Source organism: Litoribacillus peritrichatus (genome assembly GCF_039537985.1).
GTDB classification, from domain to species: Bacteria; Pseudomonadota; Gammaproteobacteria; order Pseudomonadales; family Litoribrevibacteraceae; genus Litoribacillus; species Litoribacillus peritrichatus.
Genome location: NZ_BAABBN010000015.1, coordinates 252344 through 271999, shown reverse-complemented (window position 1 = coordinate 271999; position 19656 = coordinate 252344). Strand labels below are relative to the sequence as shown.

At 45.5% G+C, this 19656-nt stretch carries 20 protein-coding genes; 3 read left to right on the top strand and 17 right to left on the bottom strand.

Features of this window, described 5'->3' with window-relative positions; genetic code table 11:
- Positions 1-44: 44 nt before the first annotated feature.
- From ABD744_RS20640 to ABD744_RS20610, 7 genes are all read right to left on the bottom strand, one after another.
- A complete protein-coding gene (locus ABD744_RS20640) occupies positions 45-2348 on the bottom strand; it encodes a PqiB family protein (protein ID WP_344800494.1) in 2304 nt (767 codons plus the stop codon).
- A gap of 4 nt (positions 2349-2352) precedes the next feature.
- Positions 2353-2931 carry a paraquat-inducible protein A gene (locus tag ABD744_RS20635; RefSeq protein WP_344800493.1) on the bottom strand — a complete coding sequence of 193 codons (579 nt, stop codon included), beginning with the start codon at positions 2929-2931 and terminating at the stop codon, positions 2353-2355.
- A 62-nt stretch (positions 2932-2993) separates the two neighbouring features.
- Positions 2994-3665 carry a paraquat-inducible protein A gene (locus ABD744_RS20630; protein ID WP_344800492.1) on the bottom strand — a complete coding sequence of 224 codons (672 nt, stop codon included), beginning with the start codon at positions 3663-3665 and terminating at the stop codon, positions 2994-2996.
- A gap of 88 nt (positions 3666-3753) precedes the next feature.
- Positions 3754-4260: a regulatory protein RecX gene (locus ABD744_RS20625; protein ID WP_344800491.1), complete on the bottom strand. Its 507-nt coding sequence runs from the start codon at positions 4258-4260 to the stop codon at positions 3754-3756.
- A complete protein-coding gene (locus tag ABD744_RS20620; RefSeq protein ID WP_344800490.1) occupies positions 4244-5278 on the bottom strand; it encodes a S1C family serine protease in 1035 nt (344 codons plus the stop codon). The genes ABD744_RS20625 and ABD744_RS20620 overlap by 17 nt, the downstream gene beginning before the upstream one ends.
- A gap of 119 nt (positions 5279-5397) precedes the next feature.
- Entirely contained in the window at positions 5398-6432 is a 1035-nt protein-coding gene (gene recA, locus ABD744_RS20615; RefSeq protein WP_344800489.1) for a recombinase RecA, read from the bottom strand.
- 96 nt (positions 6433-6528) lie between these two features.
- Positions 6529-7026 (bottom strand): CinA family protein, encoded by a 498-nt coding sequence (locus tag ABD744_RS20610; RefSeq protein ID WP_344800488.1) that lies wholly within the window; start codon positions 7024-7026, stop codon positions 6529-6531.
- 90 nt (positions 7027-7116) lie between these two features.
- Here ABD744_RS20610 and ABD744_RS20605 point away from each other — a divergent pair, with 90 nt between their 5' ends.
- The 3 genes from ABD744_RS20605 (at position 7117) to fdxA (ending at position 11040) form a co-directional block, all read left to right on the top strand.
- On the top strand, positions 7117-7893 hold the full coding sequence (locus ABD744_RS20605; protein WP_344800486.1) for a substrate-binding periplasmic protein: 777 nt from the start codon (positions 7117-7119) through the stop codon (positions 7891-7893).
- Between the two features lie 87 nt (positions 7894-7980).
- Complete coding sequence (mutS, locus tag ABD744_RS20600; RefSeq protein WP_344800485.1) at positions 7981-10578, top strand: DNA mismatch repair protein MutS; 2598 nt, start codon at positions 7981-7983, stop codon at positions 10576-10578.
- A 138-nt stretch (positions 10579-10716) separates the two neighbouring features.
- Positions 10717-11040: a ferredoxin FdxA gene (gene fdxA / locus ABD744_RS20595; protein ID WP_344800484.1), complete on the top strand. Its 324-nt coding sequence runs from the start codon at positions 10717-10719 to the stop codon at positions 11038-11040.
- Positions 11041-11170: 130 nt separating this feature from the next.
- On the opposite strand, the gene rpoS is transcribed toward fdxA, so the two are convergent.
- The 10 genes from rpoS to eno form a co-directional block, all read right to left on the bottom strand.
- Entirely contained in the window at positions 11171-12139 is a 969-nt protein-coding gene (gene rpoS / locus ABD744_RS20590; protein ID WP_344800483.1) for an RNA polymerase sigma factor RpoS, read from the bottom strand.
- Positions 12140-12255: 116 nt separating this feature from the next.
- Positions 12256-13005: a peptidoglycan DD-metalloendopeptidase family protein gene (locus tag ABD744_RS20585; RefSeq protein WP_344800481.1), complete on the bottom strand. Its 750-nt coding sequence runs from the start codon at positions 13003-13005 to the stop codon at positions 12256-12258.
- 157 nt (positions 13006-13162) lie between these two features.
- Positions 13163-14104: a DUF368 domain-containing protein gene (locus tag ABD744_RS20580; protein WP_344800480.1), complete on the bottom strand. Its 942-nt coding sequence runs from the start codon at positions 14102-14104 to the stop codon at positions 13163-13165.
- A 78-nt stretch (positions 14105-14182) separates the two neighbouring features.
- Positions 14183-14812: a protein-L-isoaspartate(D-aspartate) O-methyltransferase gene (locus tag ABD744_RS20575; RefSeq protein ID WP_344800666.1), complete on the bottom strand. Its 630-nt coding sequence runs from the start codon at positions 14810-14812 to the stop codon at positions 14183-14185.
- Between the two features lie 40 nt (positions 14813-14852).
- Entirely contained in the window at positions 14853-15605 is a 753-nt protein-coding gene (gene surE, locus ABD744_RS20570) for a 5'/3'-nucleotidase SurE (protein ID WP_344800479.1), read from the bottom strand.
- Positions 15606-15608: 3 nt separating this feature from the next.
- On the bottom strand, positions 15609-16661 hold the full coding sequence (gene truD, locus ABD744_RS20565) for a tRNA pseudouridine(13) synthase TruD (protein WP_344800478.1): 1053 nt from the start codon (positions 16659-16661) through the stop codon (positions 15609-15611).
- Between the two features lie 60 nt (positions 16662-16721).
- Entirely contained in the window at positions 16722-17192 is a 471-nt protein-coding gene (gene ispF, locus ABD744_RS20560) for a 2-C-methyl-D-erythritol 2,4-cyclodiphosphate synthase (RefSeq protein ID WP_344800665.1), read from the bottom strand.
- 50 nt (positions 17193-17242) lie between these two features.
- Positions 17243-17959, bottom strand: coding sequence for a 2-C-methyl-D-erythritol 4-phosphate cytidylyltransferase (gene ispD, locus ABD744_RS20555; RefSeq protein ID WP_344800477.1), 717 nt, complete (start codon positions 17957-17959; stop codon positions 17243-17245).
- Complete coding sequence (ftsB, locus tag ABD744_RS20550; RefSeq protein ID WP_344800476.1) at positions 17956-18243, bottom strand: cell division protein FtsB; 288 nt, start codon at positions 18241-18243, stop codon at positions 17956-17958. Before ftsB ends, ispD begins: the two co-directional genes overlap by 4 nt.
- A 94-nt stretch (positions 18244-18337) precedes the next feature.
- Complete coding sequence (gene eno / locus ABD744_RS20545; RefSeq protein WP_344800475.1) at positions 18338-19633, bottom strand: phosphopyruvate hydratase; 1296 nt, start codon at positions 19631-19633, stop codon at positions 18338-18340.
- Positions 19634-19656 lie beyond the last annotated feature (23 nt).

The window sequence follows — 19656 nt, the reverse complement described above, 5'->3', positions numbered from 1 at the left end:
CTATTGATGATGTGATCAGTATAGTCCCAGATCGACCAGTGTGTTCATCTTTTCAAAGAGATTTCCGGCTTCCAACTTAGCCAGCGCTCGTTCACTTCAGGAAATAACCGAAATCTGTAACCATGACCGACGGCATCCCCCATTTTACTTTCTGGCGGCGTAGCAAAAGCAATGCCGCCCTCCAAAATGGACTCCAACGACGATGTCTTAATCTTTGCTCCACCAAATAAACTGAAATCCATGCCTATACCACTGGCATTCCAAAATACTGAATTTTGACGAACCAACGGGGCGAACTTATCTTCAATATTGATAAAAACTTCAACTTCATTTGCTTTTTCAGCCAAAGAAAATGCAGTTACTTCGCCCACAGGAACATCACGATATAACACCTTCACCCCAGGCTTAAGAGAACCTAACCGCTCTGTCACAATCACAATATTCAGGCCTTTTGATTTCTCTTCTTGCACAGGTTTGGACTCTAAACCTACAAACTCAGTTTGCTGTGCGCCTGAGCCAGGAGAAACATTAATGTATTTACCCGTAACCAACGTCTCCAGGTTTGTGGTTTTCACCAAGCTTAATTCAGGTTTGACCAGCCAAAACTGACTGCCTGAACGAGCAAGCTGCTCGGCCGAAGAGTTCAAATCCACAATCACGGTCACACCATCCAATGCATCATTCAGCACAACGTCTGTTACTGAACCAACATTTATCCCGAGGTATTTCAATTTGGTACCAACCTGCAGTCCATCACCGGATTTAAAAGCAATCTTAATTTTTATACCTTCGGAGTGCGCACTGTCATAATCTTCATGTAAGACAAATTTTTGGCCAGATTTAGCATGTTTGGCAAGACTGGTTGAAGGCGTGTACAACTCTATGCCTCCAGATAAAATGGTTTTCACAGAAGGGGACTGTATTTTCAGTCCTTGTAAGCCGCCATGAATACTCAGTCCCCCGGCATTCCAGAAGCGACTGTCTTTTTTCACCAAGTGTTGATATGCCGGTTTGACAAAAACATCCACATACACGGCTTGGTGATCTTTCGAAAAATCAAACCCCTGCACGGAACCAATTGATATATTGCGATATAAAATATCAGTACCTCGTTCAATGGACTTAAGATCCTGTGCAACCAGAGTGATGTGCAACCCCGGCTCATTCCTGTTCTTTCGGGGGGCTTCCGACAGAGCCACAAAATTTCGTTCCGGCTTGCCTTCCAGTTCAGAGTCAATTTCTATGATCCCTGGCCCCAAAATGGTTTCGAGTCCAGAAATTTCGTTTAAACTCAGTTTTGGTCTGGGTAACCAAAAACGTAAATTCTCATTCAACGCCGGTTCTGTTCTTGGGTCCATTGAAATCGTAGCAATCATGCCATCCAAATCTGCTGTCGGCTTTACATCAATAACACGACCAACCGTTACCCCTTTATACTGAACTTCTGTTTTTCCTACCTTTAAGCCTTTGGCTGTTTTAAATTTCACATACACCAAAATTCCCGTATGGGCCTTTTCATAATCATCAAACAATGTAAAACGATGACCATCCTGAACACTTTCATCGTCCGATGCTTTGCGATCCGGTGTATCAAAAGAAATGCCTCCGGTAATCAAAGAAGCCAAAGAGTCCATTTTGACTTTAAAACCCGAAAAATCACCAGTAAAAGCCACCCCGCTGCTTTCCCAAAAGCGCGTTGACGCGTTGATCACATCCACAAACTCTGGTTGTATATAAACTTTAATGGCGACTTTTTTGTATCCCTCATCGAAGTGATAATCCACCACTTCACCCACTTCAATACGGCGATGCGAAACAGGCGCGCCACGCACCACTGACCCTAACCGATCACTGATCAACGTCAACTCCAAGCCTTTGTCACTCTGCGGAATCAAAGGAGGCTCGGACAAGGCAACAAAGTTTCTCGTTGGCAGTCCTTCTTTATATAACAACTGAATATAATTACCTGACAACAAGGTCTCCAAACCGGTCACACCACTGAAATTAACTTCCGGTTTAACCAACCAAAGCTGACTATTTTCGGTCAGTAACGGCTTAGCAATGGATTTAAGCCTTAATGTAGCAATCACGCCTTTCATATCTTTAGGATCAAGTTCATATCGATCCAGCACACCGAGCGTCATTCCCTGGTATTTCAATTCCGTTTTGCCTTCAATCAAGCCTGTGGCTGACTCAAAAAGGACTTTGACTTCAATATCGCCTTCTACAAAGTTCTTATAAACAAGCCAACCCGCAATCAACAAAGCAATAAAAGGCAAGAACCAATAAATGGACACACTTTCTTTTTGATGAACAATGGCGGAACCTATCGTTTCTTTCTCTTCCATGTCATTACTCACCTGTAAGATGGTTATTTTGAGGCTTCACTTCCAGATCCCAAATCAAGCGTGGGTCAAAAGAATGCGCTGCGATCATTGTCACCACAACCACCGCCGAAAATGCAGTTGCTCCAGCCCCTGCGCTTATCGTCGCTATTGCATCCAGGTTCACCAACGTGACAAGAATAGATACCACAAACAAATCAAGCATCGACCATTTTCCAATCAATTCAATCACACGGTACGCCTGAGCACTTTGTTTTTTATCCAAAGGCATTTGAAAATGGACAATCAACAACATAAATAAAATGCCGAACAACTTTAAGACTGGCACCGCAACACTGGCAATAAAAACAACCAGCGCAATGCCGTACATGCCGTAATCTATTAATGACAACACCCCTGAAATGATCGTATCGGTGGATGCCGTGCCTAAGTACAAAACAGTCATTACAGGATAGACATTCGCCGGAATCAACAAAATAAATCCGGTTATAACCAAGGCCATGGTATGAGAAAAGCTTTGGGGTTTACGATAAAATACCTTCGAGCCACACAAACTGCATCTGGCCTGATTGTAACCTTGCGGCATGCGCAACACTTTTTGGCACACAGAACAACCAACCACATTTGATTGTATTGCAGACCTTATCCTTACTTTCGATTCAGCTGGCTCCATCCCTTCCCCTCGATGTCAATCTGACGCCATATTGCTCCGGGTTCAAATCTGGTAGTGACTAAGACATCCAACAATAAAAAAACAATAAAACAAAACAATCCCACATCAAGAATCAAATCCCCCATGTCGGTCATTTTGATGTAAGAAAGCAAGATCGCGATCAAATAAACATCCAGCATTCCCCAGACTTCAATTTTTTGATAAAGCTTCAACGCATGTATCAAAGGCCTGCCCCAGATTTTGAAATAAGCTTTCAAACTGATTATAAAAACCAATAAAAATTTCAGCCCCGGAACCAAGACACTGCAAAACAACACTAAAAAAGCCATCCACCAATATCCATCCACCGCTAATTGGTAAACCCCTTTTACCATTGTGTTCTGGCCTGAGTTTCCCAGAACAGACAAACTCATTACCGGTAGAAAGTTGGCAGGAAAAAATAAAAAAAGACCACTTAACGAGATAAACAAAGAAGGCAACAAACGATTTCTGTAGTGTTTAATCAAGTGTCCTGCGCACCGAGGGCAGCTCATACTATTGCCCTCGTTCAACGCCTCATAAGGCATAGACACCAAAGCATCACACTCCTGACAAACGATCAGATCCGCCTGCACAATGGAAGTAGATTGAGGTTCCGGTTTCATCATTCAATCATCCTAACCTTTTAATCATCTAAACCATCAATCTGTATGACCTGCCCTGATTCCATGAGAACTCATTACGAAATTATTGATGTCACTGTCCCTCACAGGAAGATAATAGTAAATCTTTTGCGTGCTGGATATGTTCTGACGAGAACCCCCGGTTAGCCATATACCTGAAGCTCTTTTGATAGCTTTTATAATCTTTGATGATATCCGGCGAAAATTTGCGGGCGTATAACTTCGCTGCTATCTCAAAAAAATCCACAGCTTCTTGTTCTGAAACGTCCCGAAACAGGCCTTGTGGAATACCTTTTCCGTATAACTCTCTGGAAATCCTGAGCGGCCCATAACCACTGTTTGCCCGATGCCTAATAAATACCTCGGTAAACCGGGCATCACTTTGATAGCCAAGCGTCATCATCTCCTCAAGCACAGCCTCGATCAGATCCTCCGAAAACTCCGAATTTCGGGCGAGCTTGGATTTCAACTCGAATCTGCTCTGCTCCCTCCTGGCCAATAAGTCAACCGCCTTCAGTTTTGCTTGTTTATAAAGATCCTGATGATCGGTTTCGGGAAACATATTACTGGTCTGCCCCATACAAAGTGACCCACTCACCACCTCTCCAGACCGTCAGCTGAAGAGGTTCAGAGCGATTCGATAAATACTGACGTACATTCAAGAAGCCATCTTTCGAAACATGGATCGGATACGGCCCGACCTGAACAATGACATCGCCACCAATGAAAATATCGGCCGCACCCGGAATTTTCACGGGCAGTATTCCCGCCTGAAGTCCAAGCTGTTCCGCCGGAGATCCCTTTGCAACCCGCTGAACCAGCAAGCCCTGGCGGTGAGGGACATTCAAAGCCCTGGCCAATTCACCTTTGATCGGAATAATATCAGCACCAATCCATGAATTTGGCTGATTCAGAATTAAGTCCTGAATCATGTCGATGCTGGCCACAAATCCCAAGCCTTCATTTCCTCCTGAGCGTGAGCGAATATGGCTGACGATTCCCACCAGCTCTCCTGAAGTATTAAACATCGGGCCACCTGAGTTCCCGGAGTTAATCGCAGCGTCGGTCTGAATAAACTCCATAGAGATCAGGTCATCGTATACTCTACGACCACTGACGTTGCCAACCGACAAGCTGTAACCTAAACCATAAGGCGCGCCGACCACAAAGATTTCCTGGCCAACCCTGAGCTTGTTGGAGTCACCCACTTTAGCAACCACGGCGGATTCCGGTACGGAATCAAGTTGGATCAATGCCACGTCGGCCAAATAGGAACTGCTGATGACGTTGGCTGACGTTTTTTCTCCCGAAGAAAATTCCACTTCAATTTTATCGGCAATGTTGACTATATGAGACGCCGTCAGCACCAAACCTTTTTGATCAATCAAGACCCCAGAGCCCAGTTCATTCATCTTTTTTTCAACAATGCCAAATTTGGAAAACTGTTTTTTATGCTCCTCGGTTTTAATCATAACCACACTGCCGACAACGCCGTCATATGCATCGCTCACATCCGTTGCATATGCTGCAACAGTGAAAAACCCAAGCCCCCATAGAGCACAAATCGAGATCAATCTTTGTATCACTAGCACCCTCATGCCTACTCCAAACCATTCAAACGCTTCAATCTTACCAATACATTATGTACAGCCAATAAAAAAGGCGAACAATAATGTTCACCTTTTTTATTTATACAAAGCCCTTAGCAGAATGGAACCTACAGCTCCAATTCACCTTCTTCTGGCTCAGGTTGAGAAGTATTCACTGACTCCAGTAATTGACTGCGAATCGAAGCTTCAATTTCCTGAGCGATATCCATATGCTCTTCCAAATACTTCGCAGCATTCGCTTTACCCTGACCAATCTTATCGCCGTTATAGCTGTACCAGGCGCCTGCTTTTTGAACAAGCCCCAACTTAACACCAAGATCAATCACTTCGCCCATATGATAAATACCAGAGCCATACATAATCTGGAATTCAGCTTGTTTGAATGGCGGAGAGACCTTGTTCTTAACAACTTTTACCCGAGTCTCGTTACCCACAACTTCATCACCGTTTTTCACAGCCCCGGTACGACGAATGTCCAAACGTACTGAAGCATAGAACTTCAACGCATTACCGCCCGTTGTTGTTTCAGGGTTACCAAACATCACACCGATCTTCATACGAATCTGGTTGATAAAGATGGCCAAACAACCGGACTGTTTAATATTACCGGTTAATTTACGAAGAGCCTGAGACATCAAACGCGCCTGAAGACCCATATGAGAGTCACCCATTTCGCCTTCAATTTCAGCCTTTGGCGTCAAAGCCGCAACCGAGTCAACGACCAAAACATCAACTGCGTTTGAACGAACCAACATGTCCGCAATTTCAAGTGCTTGCTCACCAGTATCAGGCTGAGATACCAACAGTTCATCAACATTTACACCCAGCTTTTCAGCGTAAATAGGGTCTAAAGCGTGCTCCGCATCAATGAAAGCACAGGTTTTCCCATTCTTCTGCGCTTCAGCAATGGTGCTCAAAGTCAGTGTCGTTTTACCAGATGATTCCGGACCATAGATTTCAACAATACGACCATAAGGTAAACCGCCAATGCCCAAAGCGATATCCAACCCCAAAGAACCTGTCGATACCGACGGCATAACTTCTCTGGGCGCATCGCCCATTTTCATGACCGCGCCTTTACCAAACTGGCGTTCAATTTGACCTAGTGCAGCATCAAGCGCTTTTTGTCTTTTATCGTCCACGTCTGAAATCCTCAACCGAATACTGTATATTTATCCAAATTAAAACATACGAACTGTACAAATACTATATTTTTATACAGTGATTTTAAAATTTATTTATAACCTGCCCAACACCCCTGCCAGAGCATCCATGATTGTCTGATAACGCACCATTTCTCGGTCTCCGTCATAACGGTGACACTCACTGAAAAGTTGCCCATTTATCCACCAGCCAATCCAAACGGTTCCTACCGGCTTTTCTGCACTGCCGCCACCGGGGCCTGCTACTCCAGACACCGCCACCGAAACCTGACTATCACACACCTCAGCAACACCATGCGCCATTGCTTCAACAACGAGTTGACTCACCGCACCATGCTCGATCAAAACGTCCTCTGAAACAGCCAATAACTGATGCTTCATTCGATTCGAATAGGTAATTATTCCCCCTTCAAACCAAGCAGAACTTCCGGCAATAGCAGTAATGGCCTGAGCAATACCGCCTCCGGTACAGGACTCAGCAGTAGCAATTGTAAAATCATTGGCACTTAAACGCTTGCCTAACCTATCCGCAATCTGAATTAATTCATTTTGCTGAAGAACAGAAAGAGTCATCTTCTACCCAAAATCCCAAAAAAGACATCACATACACAGAGAATAATTTTAAACTAGCATTACCCGTGTATATATTTAAAGGTAAGCTCAGTGTTCTTTTATTGTATTGCTAATCGATCAGCATTGTTAGCCATCAGTTTCACCTTGTCATCACTGCTGATGGCAGAAGAAACCACGATCAAAATACTCGTGGACAACAGCTACCCTCCTTATATGTATGGCACCCAATCTAAAGCCGAAGGCCTGTATCCGACATTACTTCGCGAAGTAATTAAACAGTCTGATCTGAATATGACCGTGCATGCAATTCCCTGGAAACGAGCATTGGCTCTCTCCGAGTCAAGTCAGGTGGCTGTCGGAGGTTTATACAAAAACACCCTACGAGAAATGCAATACGATTTTTCAGACCCTATCTTTACAGAATATTTGTGGATCTATGTAAAAGCCAATTCCGACATCAGCTTTTCCGGATTTGATGCGTTAAAAGGTAAAAACGGCGCCATTAATTTAGGGTGGAGCTATGGCCAGACATTTGATCATCACAAAAACTCTGGCATTTTTTCCTTTGAAGAAAATGAAGACAATCTGACCAATTTCAAGAAACTCATAACGTTATCCAGAGTCGACTTTGCCATTGTCGACGGCATAGCCGCCAATCAAATCCTGCTGACCCACAATTACTCAGATGAAGTGAAAAAGCTGGAGCCGGAGGTAGCTAAAAATTATGCTTTTATTGCAATCGCAAAAAAATACCAGCAACGGGAAACACTCGAAAAATTCAATCGAAGCCTGGCCACCATTAAAAACAACGGTACTTACCAGACCATCATTGACCAATACATCAAACCACTCGCAAAATCGCCTTGAATCTTCAAAGCAAGGATCGACCTGACCCTGCCGATTATCATAAAATGTCGGGCCAAATTAAGCGTACCGGCAATTTCAGGATCATTCATGGCAAAGGCAAGCAAAGACAAGTCATCCCAGCACACTCCAATGATGCAGCAATATTTTGCGCTAAAGCAGCAACATCCGAATGAGCTACTGTTTTATCGGATGGGTGATTTCTATGAATTATTCTATGACGACGCCAAACAAGCGTCCGAACTGCTCGACATTACCCTAACCGCCAGAGGAAAGTCCGGCGGTCAGCCCATCCCAATGTCAGGCATTCCTTATCATGCCGCTGAGGGATATGTTGCCCGACTGGTTAAATTCGGTAAATCCGTCGCGATATGTGAGCAAGTAGGCGACCCCGCCACGTCCAAAGGCCCGGTAGAACGTAAAGTGGTGCGTGTCGTTACCCCTGGCACATTGACGGACGAAGCATTTCTTGAAGAGCGTCGAGACAACCTTTTGTGTGCAATCTATGGTCACGATCAAAAATTCGGCATCGCCAGCATGGAGTTATCGAGTGGTCGCTTTAATGTGTTGGAAGCACCGGATCAGGAAGCGTTACTGGGCGAAATTGAACGGCTGTCCCCTGCCGAACTTTTGGTCTCAGAGGACTCCACTCTGGTGGATGTATTTTCAGGCCGGGTAGGCCTTAGGAAACTGGCCCCGTGGAATTTTGATTTTGAAACCGCCGAGCGCTTATTAACCAAACAATTCAAAACCCAATCCTTGCAGGGGTTTGGTTGCGATGACCTGCCCAACGCCATTACTGCAGCGGGCGCGCTATTAAGTTATGCCAGAGACACCCAGCGTTCAGAACTTCCCCATTTAACCGCCATTGCACCTGAAATTCGTGACGAGTCCTTATTGATGGACGCTGCGACGCGACGTAACCTCGAAATCGACAGCAATCTGATGGGTGGCCATCAGTTTACGCTGGCGGCATTAATGGACAAATGCGGTTCAGCGATGGGCAGCCGTTTACTTCGTCGCTGGTTAAATCGTCCCATTCGAGACAAAAAGCAATTAGAACTGCGACACGAAGCCATCAGCCAGCTTTCAGATACCTATTTGTATGAAGACTTACTGGCCACGCTCAAACAAATCGGTGACATCGAACGCATATTAGCCCGAGTGGCTCTAGGCTCCGCCCGTCCACGAGACCTGGCCCGTTTACGGGATACCTTCGCATTACTTCCGGATATTCAACATCAACTGGCTAACAGTACCTGCGCATTACTCAATAACCTTAAAGGCACCATCAGTGAATACCCTGAGCTGAGTGACCTTTTGACTAAAGCGATCATTGAAAACCCACCGGTTGTCATTCGGGACGGCGGTGTCATAGCTGAAGGGTTTGACCCGGAATTAGACGAGTTAAGAGGGCTAAGTGAAAATGCAGGCCAGTTCCTGGTCGATCTGGAAACACGCGAAAAAGAAAAAACCGGGCTTTCTACGCTCAAAGTCGGCTATAACCGGGTCCACGGTTACTTCATCGAATTGAGCAAACAACAAAGTGATCAAGCACCCACGGAATACATTCGACGTCAAACCCTAAAAAACACCGAGCGTTTCATCACCCCCGAATTAAAAGAGTTTGAAGATAAAGCACTGAGCAGCAAAAGCCGGGCACTGTCCCGCGAAAAAGCTTTGTACGAAGAACTGATTCAACGCCTTGCACAAGACTTAAACCAACTTCAAAATACCGCAGCGGCTTTATCCGAACTGGATGTATTAGTCAGTTTCAGCGAACGAGCCATCAGCCTGAATTTGGTGAAACCAGAGTTAACCGAAGAAACCAAGATTGAGATTTCAGCCGGTCGTCATCCGGTAGTAGAAGATTTATTAGACGATCCGTTTGTTCCCAACAGCGCTCAATTAACTCACGACCACAGCATGATGGTCATTACCGGACCCAACATGGGTGGTAAATCCACTTACATGCGTCAAATTGCACTGATTGCGTTATTAGCCCATACCGGAAGTTTTGTGCCTGCAGAAAGCGCGGTTATCGGTCAGCTCGATCGCATCTTCACCCGCATGGGATCTTCAGATGACGTCGCCGGTGGTCGCTCTACCTTTATGGTTGAAATGACAGAAACGGCAAATATCTTGAACAATGCCACCAGCCAAAGCTTGGTCATCATGGATGAGGTTGGCCGAGGAACCAGTACCTTTGATGGCCTTTCACTCGCTTGGGCCAGTGCCGAACATCTGGCAAAACTGGGTAGCCTGACACTGTTTGCCACCCATTATTTTGAAATGACGGAATTACCCGAACTCTTCAAAAATACGGCAAATGTGCACCTAACAGCCACAGAGCATGACGATCATATTGTTTTCATGCATTCGGTTCAGAACGGCCCCGCCAGCAAAAGTTACGGTTTGCAGGTAGGTCAATTGGCCGGCGTTCCTCAGTCCGTCATCAAAAGTGCAAAAGAAAAACTGGCCAGTCTGGAGTCCGATCACACGTCCATTGCTTCCAAAGCCAAGCCAACAGCGCCGGTTTCGGATATCAGTCCAATGCAGGCAGACATGTTCTTGTCCCCGGTCAATGACAAATTAACGGAGATTCTGGATAATGTATCGCCAGATGAAACCACTCCGCGTGAAGCCCTGGAGCTGATTTATGAACTCAAAAAAGCGCTAACAAGTTAAACCCATAAGGCTAATCGGTAAAAACCACATACCGCTTAATAGTCAATCGCTTGCGATTCAAAAGATCTACTCTTAGAATACGTGGAAAATTTGGGGTGGTTCCGTGGCCAACCTCAAAATAATGAGGAGAATAATTAAATGACCTTTGTAGTAACCGAAAACTGCATTAACTGTAAATACACCGACTGTGTAGAAGTTTGTCCTGTAGACTGCTTCTATGAAGGCCCTAACTTCCTGGTAATTCACCCGGACGAGTGTATCGATTGTGCTCTGTGTGAGCCGGAATGTCCTGCAGAAGCGATCTTCAGTGAAGACGATTTGCCCGCAGGTCAGGAACAGTTTATTGAGATTAACGCTGAGCTTGCAGAAGAGTGGCCGAACATCACCGAAATGAAAGGTGCAATGGACGACGCTGCAGAGTGGGACGGCAAAGACGGAAAAACAGCACTGTTACAGCGCTAGTCCCTGTTGTATTCGTTGCTATAACGAATACAAGCCCTGGTCTCTTTAATTATTTTCCAGGTATCAGACACAAAAAAGCCAGGTTTTAACCTGGCTTTTTTGTGCTTATTTCGGGGATATATCAGAGCCTTTAACTGAATAAAGAACCGCCACTTAAACCCTGACTTTCAAGAATGCCTCTGAGTCGCTTGAGCGCTTCCACCTGAATTTGACGAACACGCTCACGGGTTAACCCGATTTCACGCCCCACTTCTTCAAGCGTACTCATTTCATAGCCACGCAAGCCAAAACGTCGGGCCAATACTTCACGCTGTTTTTCACTCAATTGATCCAACCAATGATCAAGACTGCCACGAATATCATCGTCCTGCGCCATCTGGGCCGGATCAGACACTTTCTGATCAGCAATGGTATCTAATAACGATTTATCACTGTGTGGCCCAACCGGCGTATCAACCGAAGTCACTCTTTCGTTAAGACCGAACATTTTCTTGACGTCACCAACGGGCTTATCCAGCAATTCGGCAATTTCTTCAGGAGTCGGTTCGTGATCAAGCTTCTGGGTGAGCTCTCGAGCTGCACGCAAATAAACGTTTAACTCTTTTACTACGTGGATAGGAAGGCGAATGGTTCGGGTTTGATTCATGATCGCACGTTCGATGGTTTGACGTATCCACCAGGTTGCGTACGTTGAGAAACGGAAGCCACGTTCCGGGTCAAACTTCTCAACCGCTCGAATCAGTCCCAAATTACCTTCCTCAATAAGGTCAAGTAAGGTTAATCCTCGGTTGATGTATCTGCGGGCAATTTTAACTACCAAACGCAGATTACTTTCAATCATTCTCTTACGACCGGCCTCAATACCCTTTTGGGCCATTCGGGCGTAATACACCTCTTCTTCAGGTGACAACAGTGGAGAAAAACCAATTTCATTAAGGTATAACTGAGTTGCGTCCAGATTTTTCGCTGCACCAATCGGCTTTACCGACTGATCGATTTCGTCTTCATTCACATCGTCAGATACATCAATATCTTCTGACATAACTGCTACATCATCGTCGTCTAGTTCAGCCTGATGGGCTTCTGCTTGTAGTGCCATGATGTTTATCCTTCTTATTAGTTCACCATTGTTAACTTGGCCCCTCAACCAAGCCCACACCCGAACAGTACAAATCTAACCTGCTCAGCTACCCAATAAGATGTTTTCGCTGTTTACTATCTTTTGGGTAGATACTGCAGCGGATTGACCGGTTTGCCGTTTTTCCGAACTTCAAAATGAAGCTTCGGTTTGTCTGTTCCTGTAGAACCTATCTCGGCAATTTTTTGTCCGGCTTTAATAATCTGGTTTTCTTTTACAAGTAACTTACTATTGTGCGCATAAGCACTGAGATATGTTTCGTTGTGATGAATGATCACCAACTTGCCATAACCTCTTAATCCACTACCTGCAAATACAACCTTTCCCTTCGCCGCTGCATAAACAGGCTCACCCAATTTACCGGCTATATCAATACCTTTGTTAAAACGGCCGTTTGAAGAAAAGGTGCCGATTAATTTCCCGGAAGCCGGCCATTGCCATTGAACTTTTCCGGCCGTTCGCTTGTCGTTGGAGCGCCGAATAACTGGCGCTTTTTTAATCGGCTTAACAACTGACTTTACTTCATTGTTTTTTATGGTTTTCTTAGCTTTAGATGACTTAGGTTTTGAAGAGGTTTTCAGGGCAATTTTCTGTCCGGGGTGGATTACATAGGGGGACTTAATACCATTAATTCGAGCCAGCTCTTTGAAGTTTTTACCATAATTCCACGAAATGGAATACAGTGTTTCGCCTCGTTTAACTGTATGATATTTAGCTGATTTTTGACGGTAAGTCAGGCGCTTTTCCTTCGTATAATCAATGCTACTGACGGGGGCATAACCCGACTTTCCAGCACAGGCACTCAACAACATGACTAATACAGTCATGCTGAGAAGGCACCACACATTAATATACGATAAGAAAAATCTACTCATTAAAAACATTCTGGTTGTTTTTAATGGAAATGTACTTGTTTTTTAATCAATTAGCCAAAAAACATCACGATAAAGAACAGTACATAACGAATTGAAACAAAGAATTGCCTTATTTGGCATGCAATTGAGCATTATCCGGCGCATTACGCCCCAGCGCATAAATAATGGCATAACCGATGATGAACATCACTGCACACAACATCAGCTGCGGCTGCTGCCCCGTCAGGTCAAAATAACTGGCAGGCATCACATTGGATTGCACCAAAGGCATTTGAGAACCGTCAGCCCCTAAACGATAAATAACCGTCATCTTCCAAGGCCAAACTTTGTATAAAGCACCAAGCAAAAAGCCGGTAAGCACCGCTAAGGTCAAACTGGTGTACTTATCCAGCAAATAGCTCAGTAACCGAGAGAAAGACAACAGACCAATCGCGCAACCTGCCACAAAGACAAGCAGCACAGAGAAGTTAAGGCTGTGTACCGCCTCCAGAATAAAAGCATACATACCCAGCACCAACAGAATAAAACTGCCCGAAACCCCGGGTAAAATCATCGCACAAATCGCAAACGCGCCGGACAAAAAGATCATCCATTGGCTTTTATCCACTTCCACCGGAACCGCCGCTGAAATCAAGTAAGCGGCAAGCACTCCAACAATCACCAGTAACCGTTCAATAAAGCGCCACTGCTCCACTTCTTTTAAGACAAAAAATGAAGACGATAAAATCAGGCCAGCAAAAAACGACCACAGAGGCTCAGGGTAATTGGTTAATACAAAAGTAACCAATTTTGCGAGGCTGAAAATACTGACCAGAATACCAGACAGCAACGTCACCAGAAACGCAGCATCCAGATGTTCCCACAACGCTTTAATCTGGCCGGATTTCAACAGACCTAATGCCGTAATGTTAAACCGGTTTAACGCAGCAAGTAAGCGGCCGTAAATGCCGGTAATAAAGGCAATGGTTCCTCCTGACACACCAGGCACCACATCCGCCGCCCCCATGGCAACGCCTTTTAAAAAAAGCTGTACTCTTTGCTGCTTAGTCATTTCTTATTCCCTGATTTCTCAACACCCATCCCCTGTCCATAACTGAATATCACAAAAGGGTAAAATGAATGAGTGATGTTATCTGATACCCGCCAACAACGGAACAAAACGGGCAGGCTCAACACGCTCTATTTCCACACCTGCGCTCGTTCGGTCAACAATGGTTAGATACTGTTTGTCTGCGCCCACCGGAATAACCATGCGGCCACCAATAGTCAACTGATCAATTAATGCTTCTGGAATGTGTTCCGGGGCTGCAGTCACCATAATGGCATCAAACGGACCTTTTTCAGGCCAGCCCATGCCACCGTCGGTATGCAAAAACTTAACGTTATCCAGGCCCAGCAACTTCATTCTGGACTTTGCTTTTTCCTGTAAGGGGCCAATTCGCTCTACGGTAAACACACTGGGCACCAATTGCGCTAACACTGCGGTTTGATAACCTGAGCCCGAACCCACTTCAAGAACTTTTTTCGGCGCACCGTTCTGCAATAACAGCTCGGTCATTCTGGCCACAGTATAGGGTTGTGACAACGTTTGATTGAAGCCGATGGGCAACGCAGTATCTTCGTAAGCGCGATGAGAAAGTGCCTCATCCACAAATATATGTCTGGGTGTAGTTCGAATAACATTCAGGACAATCTCATCTGAAACACCCTCCTCTCTTAATCGCTGAACCAAACGTTCCCGCGTTCTCAGAGAGGTCATTCCAATACCATTAAGATTAATTACCTTCACTCGGTATACCTTACAATTTCTGTGTATCCAACCAATGACTCAGTTGTTCTCTAACTTGATGTTCACACATATCGAAGTGAACCGGCGTTATCGACACAAAGCCTTTTTTTATTGCATTAAAATCCGTCCCCTCTGAGTCTTCCGCTACGCTTCCGACTGCGGACACCCAATAGCGGGTTTTCCCTCGGGGATCTATTATTTTTTCGGGTTTCGCCGACCGTTGCCGGTGCCCTAAACGCGTTACTTTCATGCCTGCTATTTGCTCCCAAGGTAAGTCAGGAACATTGATGTTTAACACCGTATGAGGAGGCATAGGAATTTCGGATAATCGCTCCGCAACCATTCTGGCCACACGCTCAGCACTTTCAAGGTATGTTAACCGACGATCCACATATGAAATTGCAACAGCGGGCAGTTTCAGGCTTCGACCTTCCAAAGCGGCAGCAACCGTGCCTGAATATAATACATCATCCCCTAAATTGGCACCTGAATTAATGCCTGAAAACACGCAATCCGGTTCGATGCCTGCCACGCCGTTCATGCCCAGATATACAGAATCTGCGGGAGTGCCATCCACCGAGAACCAGCCAGGCTTCAGCTCAGTCGCCATTAAAGGTCTGGTCAGGGTCAGTGAACTGCTGGCACCGCTATGATCCCGATCCGGCGCACAAACCACGACTTCCGCGACGGAAGACAACGAAGACTCCAATCCAATAATGCCCGGAGCATTAACGCCATCATCGTTCGAGATCAAAACTTTCATACGTTAACCTATCTTTTCGGGAGAATGACGCTCAGGAGAATACTGTGTGTTCTTTCTTTCCGGTTCCTGCAACTCGCATACTTCTTTTAATAAACTGGTCGCATAACTGCCGGTGGGCAATGAGAAAGAAACCTGCAACACACCCTCTTCGGGTAAAGTCCAGGAGAGCCCTTTTGGAATAATTCGAAGCGACCGGTTTTCCGGAGAAAACCGCTTTTTCCTGAATTTATCAAACCAAGACTGATCGGCCAGCTCCGCCAGAGAATCCGGTAGTTGATGATTCCCATCAAACAAAGCGATTGCCGGATGAATTTCGCCATGGCAACAGCGATCATCGTCCGTATTCTCGACCACAAAACCAGACTTACTCCAGTCAAATTGGGCAAAATCTCCGGCACACAATTGGTTCCAGTTCCCTTGCGCCACCCGTTCGGCCAAGCTCATATTAAAAATATAAGATCGAAGCGCGGATAAATACATTCCCTCAAGAAAACGCTGACGAGGACGCTTGCCGGTAATCAGCCACTCCATAGCATTGGTCAGGTTTGACCGATCAAAACCAAAACGCTGATGACCAAAATAATTCGGGAACCCCTGCTCTTTGATGGTTGCCAAACGGCCGATTAATTCTTCGACGTCAGAGACATCACGTAACGTAATGATGAACTGATTGCCCTGGTGAACCCCGGTTTTAAGTTTCTTATTGTGTCGTGTCTTATTCACAATATCCACATCCCGGAAAACAGGCATACCAATCAACTTACCTTTACCCGGTAAGTGCACCGTAAAGCACTGACGCGTGATGGCATTTTTATCTTTTAAGCCACTGTACGCGACCGCATTTTTATCCACATTGAAGTGCTTGGCCAAATCTCTGGCCAAATCCTGAGTATTTTTCCCTTTTTTTAACACGTCCAGCCAAAGGTGCTCTCCGTCTCCGGACGGCTCAAAGCCCATGATTTCAAACACCTGAAAATCTTCGGGCGCACTTTTAAACAGCACATCTTGCTTGGGTGCCTTTGAAACGTCAGTAAACGGTAATTCAAACAACGACATCTGGTCTAACTCTTAAATATTCAGGAGCCCTTAGGCTAAGAACAAACTTAACATACAAGGCTATTTGGCAATCAAAACAACCGCATGAGCTTCAACACCTTCTTTGCGGCCTACAAAACCAAGCTTTTCCGTCGTGGTGGCTTTCACATTGACATCAGCCTGAGTGACAGCAAGGTCTTCCGCCAAAACAACCCGCATCTGATCAATAAACGGTGCTAACTTAGGCGCCTGAGCCACCACAGTGCAGTCAGCATTGACCACCCAATAACCACTTTTTTGCAGTAGCTCAATCACGTGCCGTAACAATATCCGGCTATCAATGTTCTCAAACGATTGGTCAGTATCCGGGAAGTGCTTACCTATGTCCCCAAGACCGGCCGCGCCCAATAACGCATCACACAGCGCATGTATCAGCACATCACCATCGGAGTGAGCCACAAATCCCTGTTTATAGGCAATTTTAACCCCCCCCAGTGTAATTACGTCTCCCGGCCCAAACGCATGTACGTCATAGCCATGGCCGATTCGCATCCCCATTCACTTCACCTTATCCATACTTCACTGCACGAGCGTATCAACGCTCAACTCACATCAGTGGTATTTTTTTGCTGAGTTAACAACCACTCCGCCAATGGTAAATCCTGAGGCTGAGTGATTTTAATATTATCTGAAGCGCCTTCGACCATCACCGGCCGATGTCCCGATAGCTCCATAGCACTTGCGTCATCGGTGACCATGAAACCGCTTGAGATTGCGTATTCAAGCGCTGAGACCAACACCTCAATCCGAAACATCTGGGGCGTAAATGCCTGCCAGATTTTACTTCGATCCAAGGTCTTCTCAACGCCTAACGTGATATTTGCATCCACCTGCTTGATCGTATCTTTCGCTGGAACCCCCAACAAAGCACCATCGTTATTGCTGGCCACTGAAATCAGTTTATTGATATCAGACACCCGAACGCAGGGCCGGGCAGCGTCATGAACCATAACCCAGTCCTGACCCGAGGTAATTTCTTTTAATGCATACAAACCATTTAAAACAGAATGAAAACGTTCTGCGCCGCCAGTTGTCGTATAAACAGACGGATGGGCATAACTTTGAGTTGAAGGCCAATATGCATCATCAGCGGAAATTACCACCATCACCCCCGACAAACCTGAAACCGACAGCATTTTCTGAATGGTGATGTCTAAAATATATTCGTTCTGAATTTTCAAATACTGCTTAGGGCAATTCGCCTGCATTCGGCTGCCCACACCACTGGCAGGCAGCAGCGCCCATATTTGCTCTGTCATTTTCGTTCAGAGTCCTCAACCAACAAATAAAAAGTCTCCCCTTTTTTGATCATCCCAAGCTCGCTTCGGGCTCGTTCTTCGATCGACTCCAGGCCACTTTTCAAATCCTGTACTTCGGCATCCAACACCTGATTCCGATCTTTAAGACGGTCATTCTCAAAAGACTGTTCTTCAATCGCATCCTGCAGTGCCCAAATATGAGTAATACTGCCTTCACCCGACCACAAACGAACTTGCAGGGCACAAAACACTATTACCAATATTCCACACAACACTTGGTACATATAAACCGATCTTTCAAGAAATAAAACAGAAAATAGCAGAAAGGGGAAACCACTGGTTTCCCCTTTCTCAGAGTATCAATAAACCAAAGCTATATTAGCCCTGACCTTTGATCTCTTTCAAGCCGTTGTATGGTGCTTTTGCGCCCAACTGCTCTTCAATGCGAAGCAAACGGTTATACTTAGCTACACGATCTGAACGACACAAAGAACCCGTCTTAATCTGACCGGCACAAGTACCTACAGCCAAATCAGCAATGGTGGTGTCTTCAGTTTCACCTGAACGATGAGAAATAACAGCCGTGTAACCAGCGTCTTTCGCCATCTTAATTGCATCAAGTGTTTCAGACAAAGAACCAATCTGGTTGAACTTGATCAGGATGGAGTTAGCAATGTTTTTATCAATGCCTTCTTTCAGGATTTTGGTGTTAGTTACGAAAAGATCGTCACCAACTAACTGAACCTTGTCACCCAAAACTTTCGTCTGATAAGCCCAGCCATCCCAATCAGATTCATCCTGACCGTCTTCAATAGAAACGATCGGATACTGCTCACACAACTCAGCAAGATAATCACTGAAACCTTCCGCTGTGAACACCTTACCTTCACCGCTCAGGTCATATTTACCGTCTTTGTAAAACTCTGAAGAAGCACAGTCCAACGCAAGTGTGATGTCTTTCGTCAATTCGTAACCGGCATTTGCAACGGCTTCTTTAATCACAGCAAGCGCATCTGCGTTAGAAGCCAGGTTTGGAGCAAAACCTCCTTCATCACCCACTGATGTACTCAAGCCTTTTTGGCTCAATACTTTCTTTAGTGCGTGGAAAATTTCAGCACCGGCGCGTAGCGCTTCAGCAAACGTTGGAGCAGAAACAGGCTGAACCATAAATTCCTGAATGTCCACGTTGTTATCTGCGTGCTCACCACCATTCACGATGTTCATCATAGGAACTGGCATGCTGTACTGGCCAGAAGTACCATTAATGTCGGCAATGTGCGCGTAAAGCTCAACACCTTTAGCCTGTGCTGCTGCTTTTGCTGCCGCCAAAGACACGGCCAAAATTGCGTTTGCACCCAATTTTGCTTTGTTGTCAGTGCCGTCCAGCTCTAACATTTTATTGTCCAATGCACGCTGATCAGTTGCATCCATGCCAACCAAAGCTGTGCGAATTTCTGTATTAACGCCTTCAACCGCCTTAAGAACACCTTTGCCAAGGTAGCGAGACTTATCGCCATCTCGAAGTTCCAGCGCTTCACGAGATCCCGTAGATGCACCTGATGGCGCACAAGCCGAAGCCATGATGCCATTCTCCAGAATTACATCCGCTTCAACCGTTGGGTTACCGCGTGAGTCCAAGACTTCACGAGCCTTGATGTCTGCGATTTTAGCCATTCGAATATCTCCATTTATTACTT

Excerpts from the sequence above, each read along its gene's own strand:
- ABD744_RS20640 (WP_344800494.1), bottom strand. The coding sequence starts at position 2,348 with ATGGAAGAGAAAGAAACGATAGGTTCCGCCATTGTTCATCAAAAAGAA.
- ABD744_RS20635 (WP_344800493.1), bottom strand. The coding sequence starts at position 2,931 with ATGCCGCAAGGTTACAATCAGGCCAGATGCAGTTTGTGTGGCTCGAAG.
- ABD744_RS20630 (WP_344800492.1), bottom strand. The coding sequence starts at position 3,665 with ATGATGAAACCGGAACCTCAATCTACTTCCATTGTGCAGGCGGATCTG.
- ABD744_RS20625 (WP_344800491.1), bottom strand. The coding sequence starts at position 4,260 with ATGGGGCAGACCAGTAATATGTTTCCCGAAACCGATCATCAGGATCTT.
- ABD744_RS20620 (WP_344800490.1), bottom strand. The coding sequence starts at position 5,278 with ATGAGGGTGCTAGTGATACAAAGATTGATCTCGATTTGTGCTCTATGG.
- ABD744_RS20610 (WP_344800488.1), bottom strand. The coding sequence starts at position 7,026 with ATGACTCTTTCTGTTCTTCAGCAAAATGAATTAATTCAGATTGCGGAT.
- mutS (WP_344800485.1), top strand. The coding sequence starts at position 7,981 with ATGGCAAAGGCAAGCAAAGACAAGTCATCCCAGCACACTCCAATGATG.
- fdxA (WP_344800484.1), top strand. The coding sequence starts at position 10,717 with ATGACCTTTGTAGTAACCGAAAACTGCATTAACTGTAAATACACCGAC.
- rpoS (WP_344800483.1), bottom strand. The coding sequence starts at position 12,139 with ATGGCACTACAAGCAGAAGCCCATCAGGCTGAACTAGACGACGATGAT.
- ABD744_RS20585 (WP_344800481.1), bottom strand. The coding sequence starts at position 13,005 with ATGACTGTATTAGTCATGTTGTTGAGTGCCTGTGCTGGAAAGTCGGGT.
- ABD744_RS20580 (WP_344800480.1), bottom strand. The coding sequence starts at position 14,104 with ATGACTAAGCAGCAAAGAGTACAGCTTTTTTTAAAAGGCGTTGCCATG.
- ABD744_RS20575 (WP_344800666.1), bottom strand. The coding sequence starts at position 14,812 with ATGACCTCTCTGAGAACGCGGGAACGTTTGGTTCAGCGATTAAGAGAG.
- surE (WP_344800479.1), bottom strand. The coding sequence starts at position 15,605 with ATGAAAGTTTTGATCTCGAACGATGATGGCGTTAATGCTCCGGGCATT.
- truD (WP_344800478.1), bottom strand. The coding sequence starts at position 16,661 with ATGTCGTTGTTTGAATTACCGTTTACTGACGTTTCAAAGGCACCCAAG.
- ispF (WP_344800665.1), bottom strand. The coding sequence starts at position 17,192 with ATGCGAATCGGCCATGGCTATGACGTACATGCGTTTGGGCCGGGAGAC.
- ispD (WP_344800477.1), bottom strand. The coding sequence starts at position 17,959 with ATGACAGAGCAAATATGGGCGCTGCTGCCTGCCAGTGGTGTGGGCAGC.
- ftsB (WP_344800476.1), bottom strand. The coding sequence starts at position 18,243 with ATGTACCAAGTGTTGTGTGGAATATTGGTAATAGTGTTTTGTGCCCTG.
- eno (WP_344800475.1), bottom strand. The coding sequence starts at position 19,633 with ATGGCTAAAATCGCAGACATCAAGGCTCGTGAAGTCTTGGACTCACGC.